This window comes from Enterococcus raffinosus, from assembly GCF_019175485.1.
Classification (GTDB): Bacteria; Bacillota; Bacilli; order Lactobacillales; family Enterococcaceae; genus Enterococcus_A; species Enterococcus_A raffinosus.
Genome location: NZ_CP072889.1, coordinates 166,613 through 186,227, shown reverse-complemented (window position 1 = coordinate 186,227; position 19,615 = coordinate 166,613). Strand labels below are relative to the sequence as shown.

Here is a 19,615-nt window from a genome sequence, read left to right as displayed (position 1 = left end):
ACATGGAGTCTTATATCATGTCAATCGATCAAGGAACAACGTCAAGCAGGGCAATCGTTTTCGACAAAGCAGGGAAAGAGGTAAGTTCTTCACAGAAAGAGTTTACGCAGCATTTTCCAAAACCTGGCTGGGTAGAACATGATGCAAATGAGATTTGGAACTCGGTCCAATCGGTTATTGCAGGTTCACTAATTGAAGGTGGGTTGAAACCCGATCAAATCGAAGGAATCGGGATCACCAACCAGCGTGAAACAACGGTCATTTGGGAGAAAGAAACAGGCCATCCAATTTATAATGCCATCGTGTGGCAATCGAAACAGACGAGTGATATTGCGGATGACTTGAAGGAACAAGGCCATTCAGAAATGATTCAAAAGAAAACCGGCTTATTGATTGATTCTTATTTTTCAGCAACAAAAGTAAAATGGATTTTAGACCATGTCGAAGGATCTCGCGAGCGGGCAAAAAATGGCGAACTGTTATTCGGAACAATCGACACTTGGCTTGTCTGGAAATTAACGGGTGGAGAAGTGCATGTATCTGACTATACCAATGCTAGCCGCACGATGATGTACAACATTTATGATTTGAAATGGGATCAAGAAATTCTAGATCTTTTGGATATTCCAAAAGAAATTCTACCAGAGGTAAAATCCAATTCAGAAATTTATGGCTACACAGCAGATTACCATTTCTATGGAAATAAAGTTCCAATTGCTGGTATGGCAGGGGACCAACAGGCAGCATTAGTCGGACAATTAGCCTTTGATAAAGGCATGGTGAAGAATACTTATGGAACAGGTGCCTTTATCGTCATGAATACTGGAGAAGAACCAATCCTTTCTGAAAGCGGATTATTAACGACAATTGGATATGGGATTGATGGCAAGGTAACCTATGCACTAGAAGGAAGTGTATTCGTTGCCGGTTCTGCCATTCAATGGCTGCGTGACGGGTTGCGGATGTTCCAAAAAGCACCGCAATCAGAAGATTATGCGAAACGTGTAGACAGCAGTGAAAATGTTTACGTTGTTCCTGCCTTTACTGGTCTTGGAGCACCATATTGGGATCAACAGGCTCGCGGGGCGATCTTTGGCTTGACTCGCGGAACAACAAAAGAGCATTTTATTCGTGCCACATTAGAATCTTTAGCATACCAAACAGCAGATGTTGTAAAAACAATGAATAAGGATTCTGGTACAGACATTAAATTATTGCGTGTAGATGGGGGCGCTTCGAAAAACGATCTACTCCTGCAATTCCAAGCAGATATCTTACAGACTCCAGTAGAACGGGCGCCTTACTTAGAAACCACCGCTTTAGGGGTTGCCTATTTAGCAGGTCTAGCTGTCGGCTATTGGGAAGATATTGATGATATCAAAAAATTCGCTTCAGAAGGTCAACGCTATGAACCAGTGATGGATAAAGAGATAACGGATGACCTTTACGAAGGCTGGCAAGAAGCCGTTCAAGCAACGATGCAATATAAACATCAACCAAAAGAAAAATAAGTAACTAAATCAGCTGTACAACGCGACAGATATTTAAGAGAGAAAATATAGTTGTACAGCTGTTATAGGAACAAAAAATAAGGGGATGAGTTTATGGACACGAGTATGTCAACGCAGGTAATCGGTGAAATTATTGGAACAATGGTTTTGGTTTTATTAGGTGATGGCGTCGTGGCTGGTGTAAGTTTACGTAAAACAAAAGCTGAAGGTGCAGGATGGATTGCGATCACTCTAGGCTGGGGGGCCGCAGTTACAATAGGTGCTTACGCGGCTGGCTATATGTCCTTTGCCCATTTGAATCCCGCAGTGACGATTGGAATGGCCATTGCTGGAAAAATTGGCTGGGAAATGGTTGTTCCTTATATCTTAGGGCAAATGGTCGGTGCAATTATCGGAGCAGTGTTAGTATACATTCATTACTATCCACACTGGAAAGAAACGAAAGATCAAGCGACTATTTTAGGTGTGTTCTCAACTGGGCCAGCCATTCGCAGTTTAGGCGCCAACTTAATTAGCGAAATTATCGGAACGTTTATACTAGTATTTGCGCTGCTAGCTTTTGGCATGAGCAAATTTGGCGATGGGTTGAATCCAATCGCTGTTGGTATTTTGATTTTAGTTATTGGACTTTCTTTAGGTGGAACGACTGGATATGCTATCAATCCAGCTCGAGACTTAGGTCCGCGGATTGCGCATGCCTTTTTGCCAATTCCAAATAAAGGAGAATCGGATTGGGGGTACTCTTGGGTCCCTGTTGTTGGTCCGATTATTGGTGGTATTTTAGCTGCATTATTGTTTATGATTTTACCAATGTAATTTTTGAGGGTAATAGAGGTTTTCTATTACCCTAACATGTTTATTTTTTGAACAATTTTTCATGAAAGGGACGGAGAAAACGATAAAAACACAACGACTGATCATTAGAAAATTTGTGCCCAGTGATTGGCGTGATTTGTTGGAGTATCTGTCAGATCCACGTGTTGTAAAATATGAACCTTATGAACCGATTAATAAGCAACAAAGCATAGAAATCGCAAAAAGTCATAGCGAATCGGATCAATTCTGGGCGGTATGCTTAAAAAACAAGGTAATCGGGAATATTTACCTTGAAGAAGTCTTAGAAGGAAGCTGGGAGATTGGTTTTGTTTTTCATTCTGACTATCAGCATCAAGGTTATGGTTACGAAGCGAGTTTAGGGATAATCAATCAAGTTTTCAACCAAGGAGCACATCGTGTATTTGCGGAGTGTCATCCGGAAAATCAAGCTTCCTGGAAGCTATTAGAAAAGTTGGGATTTAAAAAAGAAGGACATTTAAGAAAAAATATCTTCTTTAATAGAACCGAAGAAGGAAAACCTATATGGCAGGATACACTTGTTTATGGATTGCTTAAAGAAGATGGCGTTTTATAAAGGAAACACCTTAAACCAAGGAGGAAAAGCAAGTGAAAAAAATAATCAATGATCCGAAAAATGTCGTGGAAGAAATGGTCAGTGGTTTGGTTGGTGCGTATCCAGATTATGTCAAGCAAGTTCCAGAAACCTTAGTTGTTGCCAGAAGCGACGATTATGATCAAGTCGCATTAGTCAGCGGTGGTGGAAGCGGTCATGAGCCTTCTCATGCAGGCTTTGTAGGAGATGGGATGTTAAGTGCGGCGGTTTGTGGTCAAGTCTTTACCTCACCAACACCAGATCAGATTCATGAAGCAATCAAGGCAACAGATAAAGGAAAAGGGACATTAATGATCGTAAAGAATTATTCAGGCGATGTTATGAACTTTGATATGGCAAAAGATTTGGCTGAAATGGATGATATCGAGGTAGATTCTATCTTGGTTGATGATGATATCGCCGTTGAAGACAGCACGTATACTCAAGGACGTCGCGGCGTTGCTGGAACAGTCTTGGTTCATAAAATTATAGGCAGTATGGCACGTGAAGGAAAATCAGTATCCGAGCTAGCAAGCTACGGAAAAGAGCTTGTTAAAGACATAAAAACAGTCGGAATTGCTTTATCTGGTGCAACTGTTCCAGAGGTTGGTAAACCAGGTTTCGTGCTAGCAGACGATGAGATGGAGTTCGGGGTAGGAATCCACGGTGAACCAGGCTATCGTCGGGAAAAAATCAAAGATTCTTATGATATTGCGAAGGAAATTATCAGCAAGCTAAAAGCAGAATTCAACTGGCAGGCAGGCGACAGCTATGGATTATTTGTAAACGGAATGGGTGCTACACCATTGATGGAGTTATTTATCCTGTTCAATGATGCGAAGAAGATTCTCTCCGAAGAAGGGATTGAGCTTACGTTTAACAAAGTCGGCAACTATATGACTTCTCTTGAGATGGCAGGTGCCTCTATTACAATGATCAAATTAGACGACGAACGCCTACGTTTGTTGAATGAACCCGTTCATACAATCGCTTGGTAAAGAATCGATCACACTATCTGTCTAGCCGGCTGATAAAGACCCAATAATATTGGCAAAAATGAACAGAGTAACTAGTACGAATTAGGAGGTTCATCATGTTTACACCAGAAAATTTGCGCAAGACATTAGAATTATTCAATGAAAAGATTCAAATTAAAAAGGATTATTTGAGTGAACTAGACACACCGATCGGCGATGGCGACCATGGAAATAACATGGCTCGCGGGATGGACGCTGTAATGGCAGCAGATCTATCGGGAGAGCTGCCGGATATTTTCAAAGCAGCTGCCATGGCGTTGATCAGCAAAGTTGGTGGAGCATCAGGCCCTCTTTACGGCACAGCTATGATGGAAATGATGAAAGCCAGCAAAGATACAAGTGATCCAGAGCTTTTACTTAAAGCGGCTATCGCCGGAATAGAAAAACGAGGAAATTCGACTGTTGGAGAAAAGACTATGTTAGATTTATGGGTTCCTGCAGTAGAAAATTTAAATAACGGTACATTGAACCCGGCAACAATTGAAATTTTAGTAGAGAAAACAAAAAATATCAAAGCAACAAAGGGACGAGCATCTTATGTCGGTGAACGTTCGATTGGACACATTGATCCAGGTGCGATGTCATCAGCCTATTTCTTCGAATCTATGATTGAGGCAGGTGTTTTCAGTGAGTAGAGGTGTTCTATTGGTTTCTCACACAAAAGAAATTCCTGAAGGGTTAAAACGTCTCATTGGCGAAGTAGCCAAAAACGTTCCTGTAACAACTGCTGGCGGCCTAGAAGACGGCGGTATTGGAACTTCAATGGAACGAATTTCTCAAGCCATCGAGGAGAATACAGCTGACCAATTGTTAGCCTTTTACGATCTTGGCAGCGCAAAGATGAACTTAGAAATGGCTATTGAGATGACGGATAAAAAAGTTACTCTCTTTGATACAGCTTTAGTCGAAAGTGCATATACGGCATGTGCTTTATTAGCGGCAGATGCTGCCGAGGAAGAAATAGAAAAACAATTGGCGGAATTAAAAATAAAATAAAATCCAAAATACGTAGAGAAGTCAGAAAAACTGACTTCTCTTTTTTTATAAAATAACTAAGTAAGAAGAAACTATTGTTTTTTTGATGATTTGACATCAAAAAAAAGAAAATATTCGCTTTTGGAATATGCTATGATTTTTCCAAAAGGGGGAATAGAAATGGAAATCATTAAAGAAACAAAATTACTAGAAGAATTAATTAGTATTCGGCGACATCTACACCAAAATCCAGAGGTTGGAATGGCACTTCCCATTACTAAAAACTTTGTCTGGCAAAAATTGGTTGAATATGGCTATGAACCAAAAGCCTGCGGAAAAATGGGCATCACTTGTACGATCGGTCAAGGAGAGAACGTTTTTTTATTACGGGCGGATATGGATGCGCTACCATTAATGGAAGACACGGACTTATCTTTCCGGTCAAGAAATGGCGCGATGCATGCCTGCGGACACGACATGCATACAACGATGCTCTTAGGTGCTGCGAAAATATTGAAGGAGCGAGAAATGGAGTTGAAGGGGACAGTAAAATTACTTTTTCAACCAGGGGAGGAGATCCTTCAAGGGGCAAAGGATTGTTTAGAGGATGGCTTATTAGACAATCCTAAAGTTAACGCCGGTGCGATGATCCATGTTTTTCCGTTTAAGAATTTACCAGTAAAAAATGTGTTGGTTGCGCCAGTTGGAACATTCATGGCGAGTGCAGATTGGTTTGAAATTAAAGTAGCAGGAGTTGGTAGCCACGGCTCGATGCCAGAAGTATCCATTGATCCAATCAATGTTGCTACTAAAATCTATGATGCCCTACAAACCCTTTCAGCACGTGAAATAAGTTCAGCAGAACGCTTTGTTCTTACGATTGGTGAGTTTGTCGGAGGAACACCTGGTTCATCGAATGTAATACCAAACTCCGCCTATATGAAAGGAACATTACGCACCATAAAAGAAGAAGTTCGTCAACAGATCAAAAAACGAATGGTTGAAATTTCAGCGGCGATCGGACAGGCATTTGGGGCACAGGTCACGGTTGATTTTACGAATGGCTGCTGCAGTAACGAAGTAGATCAAGACGTGACAGCCACGGTAAAAACTAGGTTAGAAAAAGTCTTTCCTTCAAACATTCTTCAACAAGCACCACTGGCAGTCCCTATGATGGGAAGTGAAGACTTTGGTGAAATCAGTCATCGAATCCCAACAACCACATTATTTATCACCGCGGCTGATACAGAACTGATGCTGCATAATCCTAAAATCGTTTTAGATGAAAATATTTTGGAGTTTGGCGCAAATGTCTATGTAGAAGCTGCTTTGGCTTTTCTCGAAGGTGCATAAAATGATGGAAAAAAATAAAATAAATCGCTCTTTGCTTTTAATATTTCTAGGCTATACTTGTGTCTATCTCGATAAAAATATTATCAGCCTATCAATTATTCCCATCGCACAAGATTTAGGAATGAATGCTGGGCAAAAAGGGCTGGTTTTGAGTGCCTTTTTTCTAGGTTATACCTTATTTCAAATACCCTTTGGTTTTTTGGGCAATCGTTTAGGTACTCGTAAAGTCATGATTTTTGCGATTTTACTAATTGGTACTTTGATGATTTGTTTAGGTTTTGGCTTTTCCTTATTTTATCTGCTGTTTATCCGTTTTATTGCCGGATCATTTGCCCATGCAGGCTATCCGTCAGCTGTTAGCGGATTTGTAACGAAAGAAGTAGAACCGGCCAAACGGGGAGCTGTTCAGTCATCGATGATTGCTTCTTCTGGTTTCGCAGGGATTGTAGGGCCTTTACTCGTCGCTCCCTTGTTAACTTTTGTCGGCTGGAAAATGACCTACTTTATTTATGGTAGCATTGTCTTGGTCATTGGATTGATCATGGTACGTGGAATCCCAAAGACAGCCGGCGTGCCTCTTGTTACGGCTAATCAGTCGAATGTTTCTTTTATCAAGATGATCAAAGATCGAAATGTATGGGTCATGGTATTTGCTGCCTTTTTCATCAATGCCGCCGTTTACGGGATGACAGGATGGATTGCCTCGTACTTAGTGGATGAATTTCAATTAAGCATGAATAATATGGCGATGATGACTGCGTTAATTGGCCTTGTTATGATGATTAGCGCAATATTTGCCGGATCTGCAGTTAGTCGCTATTTTAAGAACCGAGAAAAACAAGTGATCTTAGTTGCTTCGATTGCAGGAGGATTAGTGTCTTTTCTGCTTTCAAAAAGTCAGTCACTAATTCTGAGTATGCTCTTTTTAGCGATTGCAGTAGCTGCTGCTAGTGTCGGTTTTGCGACATTGATGAGTTTGCCTGTAAAATTATTTGCAGAACGAGAAGTTTCTACAAAATATGCCATTATTAATGCAATAGGCGTTTCAGGTGGATTTTTTGCACCAATGATTATTGGGGCATTAGTTAATACTAGTGGTTCTTATGAAGGAGCCTTCACCTTCATTGCTTTAGTTTTTGTTTTAGCTGGCTTCGTTTCTCTTGCTATCCAATCAAACAGTGAGAAAGAAATAATTGGAGAGTTAGAACGCTAAAATTTAAATTTTTAGAGTCATCAGTTATTTTTCTGATGGCTTTTTTAATGTTCATTTGTTGAATGTTGTAAATAAAGAGAGACTTATGGCATCTGTAAAACTTAATAATAATTATTTGTATTATTGTTTAATAATTTGATAAAATACACTTGTGATAATAAATAATATTTATTTTATGTAGATAGAGGAAAAGTTGCATTGATTTGAATTTTGGTAGGGGGAAAATGAATGGAAAAGAAGCGCTTTAAAATGTACAAAAAAGGTAAGAATTGGTTAATCGCACCAATTGTTTTCTTAGGGATTTTAGGTGCTGTTGGTATTGGGATCGATAAAAATGATGTCTATGCCGATGAGATTGAAGCTGTATCCACTCAGCAAGCTGTTCCAGAAGAACCGATCAGCACAGAGGCCAATGAGATTGAAGCTAATGAGTCAAATCAAGCAACGACGCCAAATCCTGAAGAAACTGATACAGATGGAGTCATCGAACAGGCTGAAAATGACGCTGTTGAGCTAGATACTCCTGGAATAGCTCCTACTTCAAACGATAATATGGGAAATCATTCAATTGAACAAAAGAATGACGAAACAGAAAACGTTACCGTAGAAGAACCAGAACCTGAAAAAGAGATTGAAACGACAGATAACAGTGCTGAAGAAGTGCAGACGGAAACAACCGTGTCCTCAAATGCACTAGTAGAAGAACAAAAAGAGACTACAACTGTTCAATCTAGCCAACCCGTAGAAAAGCAGACTGCCTCTTCTGCGGCTAAAGCAGTGACGCAATCTTCTTCAGCTGCAGTTAGCAGAGCGGAAACAACTAAAGCGGCTGCCAGAGTCGCCATTTATCGTGTGTATAATCCAAACTCTGGGGAGCATCTCCATACTATGAACGCGGGTGAGCGTGATTATTTGGTTCGACTTGGTTGGCGCAATGAGGGAATCAGTATGTATGTGAATGGAACTGGAAATGATCTTTATCGCTTATATAACCCTAATTCTGGCGAACATTTCTACACCTTAACAGCTAAAGAAAGAGATAATCTGAAGAAGCACGGCTGGCGTTATGAGGGAATCGCCTGGAAAACACCAAAAACGGGACAACCGATGTATCGTGTTTTCAATCCAAATGCACGGGGCGCGGGTTCCCACCATTACACGATGCTTCTAAGTGAACGAAACGATTTAATTAAAAGAGGTTGGCGTAACGAAGGAATTTCTTGGTACACTCTTGGCGGATCACAAAGTGTCGCTTCCTATGCCTTGCTGAATGCTCCATACATCAATCAAAATAGTGCCGGTTATCCGATGGGCTGCGAAGCCGCATCATTATTGCAGGCCTTACAAAATAAAGGCTATGCTAAGAAATACAATTTGAAGAGCTTTATTAAGGAAATGCCTATGTCGCCAAATAACAATCCTAACAATGGCTTTTCGGGACGCCCTGATGTGATCAAGCCCAATATCTATCATTCAATTTATGCAAAACCGTTGGCACAATGGGGGAATAAATATGGGAAGGTCGCGGATATTTCCGGCTGTTCTGTCGAAACATTAAAGGATGAACTCCGTAAGGGGAACCCAGTTGTTGTCTATGTAACAGGAAACTATGCGAAGCCAGTCTATGGTAAGTACTGGTGGGGAACAGGGATTGACAATGCCCACGTCGTAACCCTGGATGGCTTCAATGAGTCGAACAATACGTATCATATCTCCGATCCAAATGCTGGCAAATACTGGGTATCCGCTAGTAAATTTGAAGCTAGCTACAATTTAAGAAGATCCGCTGTTGTTGTAAGATAAGCAGTGAGGAAAACAGCCAACCGCTTTGTCAAAGGGTTGGCTGTTTTATTTTATTTACGTTCGGGAAAACGGAAGTCTTGAAGCGCAGTATTCAAAAATTGATTGAATTCTTTCATTAATAGAAACTTCTCTGTGGTCTCTGTAACAAAATCATCGGCAGAAAGGATTTCTTCATCACTAATGGGTAGTTCTAAGTACATACTTTTATATTTCAAATAGTCTCCAATAGAGGTGTTAGCATAATCTTCATAGCCCCGCGGGATTCGCTTTAATTGATTTCCTTTCACCTGATAGTATTGTTTGAAGGCCGGCTTTTCAATAATCGAGAAAAATTGAGCTTCGTGTTCAATTAAAGCTTGACGAATACACTCTGTAGCGTCAGAAAACATATCCGCAAATAATCCTCCGCCTAAAAAAGACTGATTGTTTGGTTTCAAGAAAATGAAGTAACCACAGGGGATCGGTAGTTTTCCGTTTGGTCCGATATGAGCACGAAAAACAGGATTATAAGGTGATTTATCATGACTAAAGCGTGTATCGCGATTAAGCTTGAAAGTTAAATTTTTTGCTGGTATCAAAGGACTGTCAGGATCTTTTTCGTGAAGACTTTGAGAGAGGCTGTCTATCAATTGATTGAACGCTTCAGTCGCTTCCATCCTAGCTTGCTTTGTTTCGTGGAACCATTCACGGTTGTTGTTTTTCTCTAGTTCAGATAAGTAGTTAAAGATTTTTTTATAGGTCATAAAAGTCCATCCTCCTGGGTTAGTTCCGATAATTGTTGTGATCCAAGCAGTTCTTTGAGAAACTGTTGAGGATCAAAAGTAGATTGATAGTGAGACAAGGTTTCAAATAGAAGGGTTTGCTCATCTAAAAATTCCATATTTTGTTTTTGATGAAAAATTGTTCCTAGCTTTGATTTTTTTAAAGAAGAATAATCGAGCTGGGAAGGGTTGAGTCGCTTTTGTTGAATAGCAAAGGGGATTCTCTTTTTACACTCACAGCTGCCACCAGCTACTCCACAATGAGCACTCAAAAAACTTCCCATTCGTTTTCGTGTGCGAGATAGCTTCTTTCGATAGGCTTCCGGTGTCATTTTTAATAAGCCACCGGCTAGCTGACTATTCATTTTAAACATCGTTCCCAAAATAAAAACACAGCGATCTTGAGGACTTAAGCACTGCAACATAATATTTGTGCAGGAAAGTTTCAATTCCTCAGCAAGCTCGTCTTCTTCTAAGCCGAAATAATTCTCATCAGTTACTGGAATCGACTGTTCTAGATCTTCCGCCATAAGATTAAAGGTCAGTTTTTCTTTAAAGGACCGATTTTTTTGATTATTTATCAGATAATTGATGGCAATTCGATAAACCCAGGTGCTAAAGCGGCTATATTGCTTAAAAGAAGATAGGTTTGTCATTGCCTTAAGCAGAATTTCTTGCGTTGCATCCTCAGCATCAAAAACATTTCCCAACATCCTTAAAGAAAGATTGAATACACTGTCTTTAACTGAAGCTAATAATTCTGCTAAAGCATCGGAATTTCCTGCCAATGAGGCTTCAACGAGTAGTCTTTCTTGATCGTTTTCCATTATTTCCCTCCTTTAACCCATTAGACAAACGAAGAGGATAAGTGTGACATAAATTGTCCTGCTTTCTTCTATTTTGTCAGATTTTTCCTTTTCTTGCTATGAATAATTCAAGTCAAATAATCTTCAACACTCTATTCAACAGTTTCTGATTATTCATAAAGTGTTGAACTTTTTTTATTAATGTCCGACAGTTCTTCAAATAGAAGAGGAACAATAACTGGCATCGTGCTTGCTTAATGAAAAGTGAAAAATATGATTGACTTTGAATCAGCTTTTTTTAATATAAAGAGAAGGGGGAAAGTGTATGAAAGAGGAATTATTAAATTATTTAAAGAATCAAACAGCTTTTCTCAATTTAGAGGATCTAAGCGAATTGTTCACTGCATCCAAATTAGCTGAAATTTTCAACGTAAAACGAAACACCGTGAGTCAGTATTTAAACCAACTGACTGAAAGCGGAGAGCTTGTAAAAATAAATTCCAGACCGGTTTATTATTTTCACAAAGGAGCCTTTGAAAAGCAATTTTTTGGGTTACGCACGAATCATTATGAAAGCGTTCAAATGATTTTAGCTGAGCAGCCGATGTTTGGGAAAGAGCAGGACTTCTTTTCGCTTTTGATTGGCCATGATAAAAGTCTCAATCGGGTCATTGAACAAATCAAGGCGGCGCTTAATTATCCTGATGGTGGTCTGCCGGTGCTGATCAATGGGGAGAGCGGTACTGGGAAAAGCTATCTAGTCAAGCTGGTTCATCATTATTGCATTCAAAAAGAGCTGTTACCAGAAGACGCACCGTTCATCACCCTAAACTGTGCTCAATATGCGAACAATCCTGAATTGTTGACGAGTAATCTTTTTGGCAGTGTGAAGGGAGCCTATACAGGAGCAGAGACGGATCGGAAGGGAGCCTTTGAAGCCGCTGATGGCGGGATACTATTTTTGGACGAGGTACACCGCTTAAATGCGGAAGGTCAGGAAAAGCTCTTTACGTATTTAGATCAGGGAGAGATTTATCGGATGGGGGACACTAGTCACCCAATAAGTGTTCATACCAGATTGTTTTTTGCGACAACAGAGGATTTAACGAGTAATTTTTTGAATACCTTTATTCGGCGTATCCCAATTCAAGTGACGATTCCTTCTTTGCAGGAGCGAGCGAGAAATGAACGTTTAGAATTGATCTATTCTTTTTTGATCCATGAACAGACGAAAATCAAAAGGGAGCTGCTGATTACAGGGCAGACTTTGGAATTATTGGCTAGTGGAAACTTTAAGGGGAACATCGGTGAGCTAAAAAATATCATTAAAGTCATGACAGCTAAGGCGCTTTCTGAAGTAAGTCCTGACCAGCCAGTAAAGCTGACTATTTATCACTTGCCAGAATCTTTGCTTTCAATGAATAGTTCTAATTTGCAAAACTCACTGCCTGAGGAAGTTTTGATCAATAGTGAATCGCGTCTGGATACTTTAATGTTAGCAAATACCCAGAGCCAGAAACGAGTAGAGGATTCTTTTACTAAGATGATTTTGGAATATCAAAAGTCTCAAGGGCGATTAAGCGACTGTCAATTGAATTTAAAAGAAATCGTCGATCAGCTATTTGATTACCTGCTGTTTGAAACGGATCGTCAGCAAAAGCATGAGATGCTCTTGTATCTTACTCAATATGTTCGTGAAACTTTTCGACAAATGGAAAGTGCTTATCAGATTAAGTTTAACGGTAATAGTGTCTATGCTGTCGGGTACTACTTATTTCAGCGAGGCTCTAGTCGTTGGATGTCTGAGGACACTCAAATCATGGAGCTGATACGTCAGCTAGAAACACAAATCTCTGAAGCCTATCCAGCGAGCTATCATTATGTTCAGAGAATTCTTGAGCTGTGTAAGCCAAAGGTAGATATCGAAATATCAGCAATGGATCGCATTGTATTGACCCTATATTTGAAAAAGGCTGATTGGACGAAAGAGCAAGGAATGGCAAAAGCGGTAATCGTCGCTCATGGCTATGCGACGGCCAGCAGTATCGCCAATGTAGCCAATCGCTTTTTAGGAAAAGATGTTTTTGAATCCTTTGATATGCCTTTGGATGTGACACCGCAGCAAATCGCGGAAGAAATTTTGGATTATAGTGAAAACAATGATATCTCAAATGGGTTGGTTATTCTAGTAGATATGGGTAGTCTCAAGGAAATTTATCAATACTTTCCAAAACAAATCAATGTTCCGATCGTTATTATGAACAACGTAACTACGCCACTAGCGATCGCTGTGGGTGAAAATATCAAGTTTCAACGAACATTGAATGAGCTGGCAACTAAATCTGCCGAGGAAGCACATTTTGATTGGGAAATCATTTATCCTGAGGAAAACCGAACCAAAGCGTTATTGACTACCTGTCAAACAGGAATCGGAACAGCTACGCAAATTTGTCATTTACTTGAAAAAAGCTTGCCTAGTACGTGTGAGTTGAAGATACTTCCTTACGAGTATCGTGTTTTAGAAGAGAAAAAACTAGATGAGACTGTTTTTTCAGTTTATGACGTGTTAGGAATTATTGGTACCGATGATCCTCAAATTCCAAAGATGCCGTATTTATCCTTAGAGGAACTGATTTCTGGTGATGAACAGCAGATCCTTACAGAATGGTTAGCCTCCGTGATGACGGAGGAAGAAAATCAGATTTTCAATACCAATGTGATTCGTAATTTTTCTTTGGAAAAGGTCATTGATTCAGTTACTATACTTGATACAGATAAAGTTATGAGTGAGATCGATCTATTTATGCGTGACTTAGAGTTGGCTGGAAGAATCCAGCTATCAAACGCGAAAAAGCTTGCTCTTTATGTACATGTTAGTTGTTTGATCGAACGGCTAATCCGAAATGTTCCGATTGAGACCTACGAAGGTTATGCGGAACTGTATCAGTGTCAAAAAGAACTCTTGGAAATCATCAAACAGGCGTTTAGTGTCATAGAAAGAGATTATAGTGTCACGATCCCTGATTCTGAACTCGCTTATATATTCGATATTATCCATGAAAAGTCTGATACTTCTATGAAAGACGAAGAATTTTAGCAAAGCAAGCGGTGCGCCACTAAAGTTGGCACACCGCTTGCTTTTATTATAAGTGTAGAAGAGATTGAGAGGTGAATCGTATTGGAAAGAAAACTGGTTCTAGCATCCCATGGCAAGTTAGCGTCAGGAATGCGTTCTTCTTTAGCACTGATCTGCGGAACCCAAATAACAGTGGAAACATTAGATTGCTATTTAACAGAAGATTTCGACTTAGAAAAAGAAGTAAATGAACTGCTGGAAAAGTATCGCCAGCAAGAATTGGTTGTGGTGACTGATTTATTCGGCGGCAGTGTAAATAATGAATTTTTAAGTCATATTGATCGTTCGAACTTCTATTTAGTCGCAGGAATGAATTTGCCATTTTTAGTAGAACTAACGATGCAGCTGCAAAGCGCTGAATCTCTGCCGCAGCTCATCGAAACAGCGTTGGAGTCATCGAAACAGATGATCCAATTTTGTAATCAAGTGGTCAAAAAGGAACTAGCAGAAGAAGAATTTTAATCATAAGAAATGGAGGAGAAAAAAATGATTTTACTAACAAGAGTGGACCATCGATTATTGCATGGGCAAGTGGCATTTTCATGGACGCAGGGGTTGGGAGCCGATTGTATTTTGATCGCAAATGATGACGTTCCTACAAATGAGCTGCGTAAAACAACGATCAAATTAGCCAAGCCGCAGGGAGTCAAATTGGTTATCAAAAATATTGAAGACTCGATTGCGGCACTTCAAAGCGGCGTGACAGACAAATATAAATTGTTTATCGTCGTGGAATCGATCGCAGATGCAAAAAAACTAGCAGATGCGTATCCACAGATCCAAAAAATTAATTTAGGCGGCATCAAGGCAAAAGAAGGCACAAGAAGCATCGGGAAAGCGGTAAATGTTTTACCGGAAGAGGAAGAAGTTCTAAAGGAAATGGTAAACAAAGGGATTGAAGTTGAAATTCGACAAGTTCCTACTGATAAAAAAGTCGCTGTCACTGAAGTTCTTTAAAAAAGAAAGGTTGAAGAAATATGCTTATTCAAGCAATTTTACTTGGGTTAGTCGCATTTATTGCTCAGTCTGAGTATGCGTTAGGGACCTCGCTCTTGTCCCGACCAATCGTAACGGGATTATTTACGGGGATCGTACTAGGGGATATGAAGGCCGGCATTATTATGGGGGCAACATTAGAGTTAGCATTTATTGGTTCCTTCTCAGTCGGAGCGGCGATTCCGCCGGATGTTGTTACTGGTGGTGTTTTAGGAACCGCCTTTGCGATTACCGCCGGTGCAGGAACAGAAACAGCTTTGCTTCTAGGATTGCCAATTGCGACCTTGACATTGATTCTGAAAAATATTTATCTTGGAATTTTAATTCCAATTATGAACCAAAAGGCTGATAAATACGCTGAAGAGGCCAATTATAAAGGTGTTGAACGAATGCACTTAGCCGCTGGTCTGGGACTTTCTTTGATGCTTGGTTTAGTCGTAATGATCTCATTTATGGTGGGTAGTAAAACAGTCGGTAATTTGCTAGCCATGATTCCAGAATTTATTCAACACGGCTTATCTGTGGCGACTGGTTTAATTCCAGCATTAGGGTTTGCCATGCTTGCTAGATTATTAATCAATAAGCAAGTGGCTCCGTATTTCTTCTTAGGCTTTGCTCTAGCTGCTTATTTAGAAATTCCGGTAACAGGAATCGCTATTTTCGGCGCCATCGTTGCGGTGGTTGTGGTGAATATTATGAATGTGCACGGCGGTCAGAATAATAGTGCTCAAACTTCAACAGGGGAGGTAGTTGATGATGACTTCTAATGAAAAAGATGAGTTAAAAATCACGAAAAAAGATTTAAGCAAGGTGTTTTGGCGCTCTTTCCAAATGGAATTCTCTTGGAACTATGAACGTCAGATGAATCTCGCCTACTGCTACGCCATGATTCCAATCCTGAAGAAGCTGTATAAAACCAAAGAAACAATGGCTGCCGCATTGAAGCGTCACTTAGAGTTCTTCAATACTACCCCGCATATTGTAACGCTGATCTTGGGGATTAACGCAGCGATGGAAGAAGAAAATGCCAACGACCCCAATTTTGATGTTTCGACCATTGATAATATTAAAACCTCATTAATGGGTCCGCTAGCCGGCATTGGTGACTCCTTCTTCTGGGGAACCCTACGCTTGATCGCTACAGGTGTAGGAACGTCGCTAGCCATGCAAGGAAATATCTTAGGCCCGATTCTATTCTTGGTTATTTTTAATATTCCACATTTATTGTTCCGCTATTTTGCAACTTCATGGGGCTATAAATTAGGGACAGGCTTTTTGAAGAAAATTCAAGAAAACGGCATGATGGGCAGTCTAACATTAGGCGCTTCGATTATTGGGTTGATGGTTGTTGGTGGAATGACCGCCTCAATGATCGATATCAACATTCCACTAAAAATCGGTACGGGAGAAAATGCTGTGACCGTACAAAGTATTTTTGATGATATTGTACCAAGAATCTTATCCTTAGGCGCTTTCGGAGCAGTCTTCTATCTGTTGAAAAAGGAAGTCAAAGCATTGACGATTTTATTAGGGTTAGCTATTTTTGGCATCCTTGGTTCATGGATCGGTCTCTTTTAAGAATGGAGGAATAGAATGACAACAAAAACAATGCTTGATTACATCAATCAAGAGCAGGAAACATTATCTAAAGTTTTGAAGGACTATGATTTTTCCAGCGATTCGAAATTTTCTACAATGGCTACCGTCACCATTTTGGCTACCGGCTCTTCCAACAATGCCTGTTTGTCTGCGAAGGCAGCATTTGAACATCTGGCGGATGTGAGCATCACTATTGAAGAGCCTTATAACTTCAACCATTATGGACGATTGATTAAGGGAACAGATACAATCATCGGTGTGTCGCAAAGCGGAAAGAGTGCTTCCACCATCGATGCGATGAAGCAATTAGATGAGCAGGAAATTCAACGAATCGTTTTGACGAGTGATCTAGACAGTCCGATTGCTCAAGTCGTCGATACTGTCATTGATTTAAACACTGGAATTGAAACAGTTGGTTTTGTAACGAAAGGCTTTTCGGCGACAATTTTACAGTTGATTTTATTAGCGATCAAAGTAGGGGTATCGAAGAATAAAATTGATGAGCAACGTTTGGTCGAGCTGAAGGAAGAATTACAGAAGGCGATTGAAAAAATTCCAGCAGTGATTGCCCAATCTGATGAGTTCTTTAAACAGCATGAACCGCTTTTGAAGCTTGGTGGCCGATTTGTTGCTCTAGGCTATGGACCAAACTGGGGAACGGCGAAGGAATTTGAGACGAAATTCACGGAAACAGTTCGCCGTCCCAGCCAAGGCTTTGAACTGGAAGCATATATGCACGGCCCTTATCTAGAAGCAAATTGGGAGCATACACTGTTCTTCATCGAAACACCAAGCGTCAATCAAAGCAGATCACAAGCATTAGCGGATTATATGGATAGCTCTGTCGGAAGTATTCTAAAAGTAACCACAGAAAAAAGTTCTGATAAGAATACTTTGGGCCTAGCTATCACGATTCCAGAGATTTTCTCACCATTACTATTGATTATTCCATTCCAATTATTCGCTTATCGCACAGCGACAGCAAAAGGAATCGATTTAAGCAAACGAATTTTTGATGATTTTGATTCGGTATTAAAAAGTAAAATATAAAAGTTGAGGGGTTTAGAACATGTTGAAATTTAACGAGCAGCAACAGATTGATGATATTCAAGGGGCTTTGGCATTACGTCCACAGGTTGAACAAATTATCGACGAAGTTATGGAAAAAGGCTATGACAATATTTTTTATCTAGGGATTGGCGGAACCTATGCATCGGCTATGCAGGCAGTAACATACATTAACGGCCGCAGTGAATTACCAGCATATGTACAGCATGCAGCAGAATACTACACTACCGGAAACCGTCGATTAACTAAAGATTCACTGGTCATTCTTTCCTCAGTGACAGGAACAACTGAAGAAGTCGTCCGAGCGGTGAAGGAAATCAAAAAAGTAGGGGCTACACTATTAGGATTTATTGATACTGCGGGCACTAGCTTAGCGGAAAGCTGTGATCATGTGATTACTTATCCGGCGCCTGGAACGGAACAAATCAAGTTCTTTATGGCTGCAGATCGCTTGATGAATAAAAATGGAGATTTCCCTGATTATGAGGAATACTATGGTGAGCTGGAACAATACCTAGCGAAAGGGTTAGTAGAAGCTGAGAAACAAGCGGAGGATTTCGGACGTGAATTTGCTGAAAAACATCGCCATGATGCTATGCATTACTTTATTGGAGCCGGAAATCAATGGGGAGCGGTCTACTCTTATGCAATGTGCTACTGGGAAGAACAAAGTTGGCTGCGTTCTAAATCCATTCATGCAGCAGAATTCTTACATGGAACATTAGAAATCGTGGACGAAACAACGCCAGTGACTTTGTTCTTAGGAGAAGATGAACAGCGACCATTGGCAGAGCGAGTGAAAAACTTGCTGCCACGTATTTGCGGGAACTATACCTTCATTGATTCAAAGGACTATCCGATTGAAGGTATCAGTGAGAAAAACCGTGGACGCGTATTGCCGCATCTATTGATGCATTGTGTGACCCAACGAATCGATGCCCATGTAGAGAAATTAAATTGTCATCCGTTGGATATTCGTCGCTATTACCGTCAGTTTGAGTATTAATTTAGAAACCTCTTTGCGGGAGCAAAGGGGTTTTTTACTGGTATATTAAATAAGAAAGCACATTCAAAGCATCTAGCCCAACAACACTATATATTGTGTTGTTTTTTTACATATCACGAAATAGACACAAAATCTAGACTTTACTTCGAAAAAAAATAGGAGTACTATTATCAAGGATTTGAAAGAAAATTTTAGTTTAATGAGAGAGGATGGATGAAACGATGCTATTGATAGCTGGCACGATTGGTGCGGGGAAAAGCAGTCTGACAGATATGTTGTCACAGGAAATGAACTCAAAACCATTTTATGAGAACGTGGATGACAATGAAGTACTGCCATTGTTTTACTCGAATCCAGAAAAATATACATTTTTGCTGCAGGTATTCTTTTTGAATAAACGATTTTTAGCGATGAAGGATGCCTTGCCGCAAGCAGATAACGTACTGGATCGTTCGATTTATGAAGACAGTCTGCTTTTTCATTTAAATGCGGACCTTGGTCGCGTAAGTTCGGAGGAAGTGAAGCAATACGATAATTTGTTAGATACGATGTTAAAAGAATTAGAACAGATTGCGCCGAAAAAAAGACCCGATTTGCTGGTACACATCAAAGTCTCATTTGATGTCATGCTGGAGCGGATTGAAAAACGTGGCCGAGATTATGAACAAATCGCTACGAATCCAGAGCTATATGAGTATTACAAACTGGTTAATGAACGTTATGAAAAATGGTTTGACAGCTTCACGATTTGTCCCAAAATTCAAATTGATGGAGACCGCTATGATTTTGTTGCTGATCCAAAGGCAGCAGAAATCGTGATCAATCAAATCAAGGAAGAAACCAACAAGCTGAACGTATCAACGTTCAAGAACGCAAGCTATTATTCAAGTGAAAAGATGGAAAAAGGGATTTTTTAAACGTC

Annotated in this window: 19 protein-coding genes; 17 read left to right on the top strand and 2 right to left on the bottom strand. The window is 40.1% G+C overall.

Translation table 11 applies throughout. The features are described from left to right. The first annotated feature begins 2 nt into the window (after positions 1–2). The 9 genes from glpK to J9537_RS15570 all read left to right on the top strand — a co-directional run bounded on the left by glpK (position 3) and on the right by J9537_RS15570 (position 9,321). Positions 3–1,511, top strand: coding sequence for a glycerol kinase GlpK (glpK, locus tag J9537_RS15610; protein WP_070509441.1), 1,509 nt, complete (start codon positions 3–5; stop codon positions 1,509–1,511). Positions 1,512–1,604: 93 nt separating this feature from the next. Next, entirely contained in the window at positions 1,605–2,327 is a 723-nt protein-coding gene (locus tag J9537_RS15605) for an MIP/aquaporin family protein (RefSeq protein ID WP_070509440.1), read from the top strand. A gap of 61 nt (positions 2,328–2,388) precedes the next feature. Then, positions 2,389–2,922, top strand: a complete 534-nt coding sequence (locus J9537_RS15600; protein ID WP_070509439.1) for a GNAT family N-acetyltransferase — start codon at positions 2,389–2,391, stop codon at positions 2,920–2,922. 32 nt (positions 2,923–2,954) lie between these two features. Continuing rightward, complete coding sequence (dhaK, locus tag J9537_RS15595; RefSeq protein WP_070509438.1) at positions 2,955–3,938, top strand: dihydroxyacetone kinase subunit DhaK; 984 nt, start codon at positions 2,955–2,957, stop codon at positions 3,936–3,938. Positions 3,939–4,033: 95 nt separating this feature from the next. Next, positions 4,034–4,612, top strand: coding sequence for a dihydroxyacetone kinase subunit DhaL (gene dhaL, locus J9537_RS15590; RefSeq protein WP_070509437.1), 579 nt, complete (start codon positions 4,034–4,036; stop codon positions 4,610–4,612). Next, positions 4,605–4,973 (top strand): dihydroxyacetone kinase phosphoryl donor subunit DhaM, encoded by a 369-nt coding sequence (dhaM, locus tag J9537_RS15585; protein ID WP_070509436.1) that lies wholly within the window; start codon positions 4,605–4,607, stop codon positions 4,971–4,973. Before dhaL ends, dhaM begins: the two co-directional genes overlap by 8 nt. A 159-nt stretch (positions 4,974–5,132) precedes the next feature. Then, positions 5,133–6,305 carry a M20 metallopeptidase family protein gene (locus J9537_RS15580; protein ID WP_070509435.1) on the top strand — a complete coding sequence of 391 codons (1,173 nt, stop codon included), beginning with the start codon at positions 5,133–5,135 and terminating at the stop codon, positions 6,303–6,305. A gap of 1 nt (position 6,306) precedes the next feature. Continuing rightward, positions 6,307–7,518, top strand: a complete 1,212-nt coding sequence (locus J9537_RS15575) for an MFS transporter (protein ID WP_245001347.1) — start codon at positions 6,307–6,309, stop codon at positions 7,516–7,518. 228 nt (positions 7,519–7,746) lie between these two features. Next, entirely contained in the window at positions 7,747–9,321 is a 1,575-nt protein-coding gene (locus J9537_RS15570; protein ID WP_083284977.1) for a C39 family peptidase, read from the top strand. Positions 9,322–9,371: 50 nt separating this feature from the next. Here the strand turns inward: J9537_RS15570 and J9537_RS15565 are convergent, their stop codons facing one another. Both J9537_RS15565 and J9537_RS15560 read right to left on the bottom strand, forming a co-directional pair. Further along, complete coding sequence (locus J9537_RS15565; protein ID WP_070509434.1) at positions 9,372–10,064, bottom strand: DUF2461 domain-containing protein; 693 nt, start codon at positions 10,062–10,064, stop codon at positions 9,372–9,374. Continuing rightward, positions 10,061–10,909, bottom strand: a complete 849-nt coding sequence (locus J9537_RS15560; protein ID WP_070509433.1) for an RNA polymerase sigma factor — start codon at positions 10,907–10,909, stop codon at positions 10,061–10,063. The genes J9537_RS15565 and J9537_RS15560 overlap by 4 nt, the downstream gene beginning before the upstream one ends. Positions 10,910–11,213: 304 nt before the next feature. Here J9537_RS15560 and J9537_RS15555 point away from each other — a divergent pair, with 304 nt between their 5' ends. The 8 genes from J9537_RS15555 to J9537_RS15520 all read left to right on the top strand — a co-directional run bounded on the left by J9537_RS15555 (position 11,214) and on the right by J9537_RS15520 (position 19,610). Beyond that, positions 11,214–13,985 (top strand): sigma-54-dependent transcriptional regulator, encoded by a 2,772-nt coding sequence (locus tag J9537_RS15555; RefSeq protein ID WP_070509432.1) that lies wholly within the window; start codon positions 11,214–11,216, stop codon positions 13,983–13,985. An 81-nt stretch (positions 13,986–14,066) separates the two neighbouring features. Beyond that, positions 14,067–14,486, top strand: coding sequence for a PTS sugar transporter subunit IIA (locus tag J9537_RS15550; protein ID WP_028021242.1), 420 nt, complete (start codon positions 14,067–14,069; stop codon positions 14,484–14,486). A gap of 24 nt (positions 14,487–14,510) precedes the next feature. Then, positions 14,511–14,981: a PTS sugar transporter subunit IIB gene (locus J9537_RS15545; protein ID WP_028021241.1), complete on the top strand. Its 471-nt coding sequence runs from the start codon at positions 14,511–14,513 to the stop codon at positions 14,979–14,981. 20 nt (positions 14,982–15,001) lie between these two features. Beyond that, a complete protein-coding gene (locus J9537_RS15540; protein WP_028021240.1) occupies positions 15,002–15,787 on the top strand; it encodes a PTS mannose/fructose/sorbose/N-acetylgalactosamine transporter subunit IIC in 786 nt (261 codons plus the stop codon). After that, entirely contained in the window at positions 15,774–16,598 is an 825-nt protein-coding gene (locus tag J9537_RS15535; protein WP_010743441.1) for a PTS system mannose/fructose/sorbose family transporter subunit IID, read from the top strand. Before J9537_RS15540 ends, J9537_RS15535 begins: the two co-directional genes overlap by 14 nt. A 15-nt stretch (positions 16,599–16,613) precedes the next feature. Further along, the gene (locus J9537_RS15530) at positions 16,614–17,669 is read left to right on the top strand and encodes an SIS domain-containing protein (RefSeq protein ID WP_028021238.1); all 1,056 of its coding nucleotides are present in this window, start codon (positions 16,614–16,616) and stop codon (positions 17,667–17,669) included. 19 nt (positions 17,670–17,688) lie between these two features. Next, complete coding sequence (locus tag J9537_RS15525) at positions 17,689–18,693, top strand: SIS domain-containing protein (RefSeq protein ID WP_028021237.1); 1,005 nt, start codon at positions 17,689–17,691, stop codon at positions 18,691–18,693. A gap of 209 nt (positions 18,694–18,902) precedes the next feature. Next, entirely contained in the window at positions 18,903–19,610 is a 708-nt protein-coding gene (locus J9537_RS15520; RefSeq protein WP_035019928.1) for a deoxynucleoside kinase, read from the top strand. The last annotated feature ends 5 nt before the right edge of the window (positions 19,611–19,615 follow it).

What these genes read in the sequence shown, in the direction of transcription:
- glpK (WP_070509441.1), top strand. Translation starts at nt 3, where the DNA reads ATGGAGTCTTATATCATGTCAATCGATCAAGGAACAACGTCAAGCAGG.
- J9537_RS15605 (WP_070509440.1), top strand. Translation starts at nt 1,605, where the DNA reads ATGGACACGAGTATGTCAACGCAGGTAATCGGTGAAATTATTGGAACA.
- J9537_RS15600 (WP_070509439.1), top strand. Translation starts at nt 2,389, where the DNA reads ATGAAAGGGACGGAGAAAACGATAAAAACACAACGACTGATCATTAGA.
- dhaL (WP_070509437.1), top strand. Translation starts at nt 4,034, where the DNA reads ATGTTTACACCAGAAAATTTGCGCAAGACATTAGAATTATTCAATGAA.
- J9537_RS15580 (WP_070509435.1), top strand. Translation starts at nt 5,133, where the DNA reads ATGGAAATCATTAAAGAAACAAAATTACTAGAAGAATTAATTAGTATT.
- J9537_RS15575 (WP_245001347.1), top strand. Translation starts at nt 6,307, where the DNA reads ATGATGGAAAAAAATAAAATAAATCGCTCTTTGCTTTTAATATTTCTA.
- J9537_RS15570 (WP_083284977.1), top strand. Translation starts at nt 7,747, where the DNA reads ATGGAAAAGAAGCGCTTTAAAATGTACAAAAAAGGTAAGAATTGGTTA.
- J9537_RS15565 (WP_070509434.1), bottom strand. Translation starts at nt 10,064, where the DNA reads ATGACCTATAAAAAAATCTTTAACTACTTATCTGAACTAGAGAAAAAC.
- J9537_RS15560 (WP_070509433.1), bottom strand. Translation starts at nt 10,909, where the DNA reads ATGGAAAACGATCAAGAAAGACTACTCGTTGAAGCCTCATTGGCAGGA.
- J9537_RS15555 (WP_070509432.1), top strand. Translation starts at nt 11,214, where the DNA reads ATGAAAGAGGAATTATTAAATTATTTAAAGAATCAAACAGCTTTTCTC.
- J9537_RS15545 (WP_028021241.1), top strand. Translation starts at nt 14,511, where the DNA reads ATGATTTTACTAACAAGAGTGGACCATCGATTATTGCATGGGCAAGTG.
- J9537_RS15540 (WP_028021240.1), top strand. Translation starts at nt 15,002, where the DNA reads ATGCTTATTCAAGCAATTTTACTTGGGTTAGTCGCATTTATTGCTCAG.
- J9537_RS15535 (WP_010743441.1), top strand. Translation starts at nt 15,774, where the DNA reads ATGATGACTTCTAATGAAAAAGATGAGTTAAAAATCACGAAAAAAGAT.
- J9537_RS15530 (WP_028021238.1), top strand. Translation starts at nt 16,614, where the DNA reads ATGACAACAAAAACAATGCTTGATTACATCAATCAAGAGCAGGAAACA.
- J9537_RS15525 (WP_028021237.1), top strand. Translation starts at nt 17,689, where the DNA reads ATGTTGAAATTTAACGAGCAGCAACAGATTGATGATATTCAAGGGGCT.
- J9537_RS15520 (WP_035019928.1), top strand. Translation starts at nt 18,903, where the DNA reads ATGGATGAAACGATGCTATTGATAGCTGGCACGATTGGTGCGGGGAAA.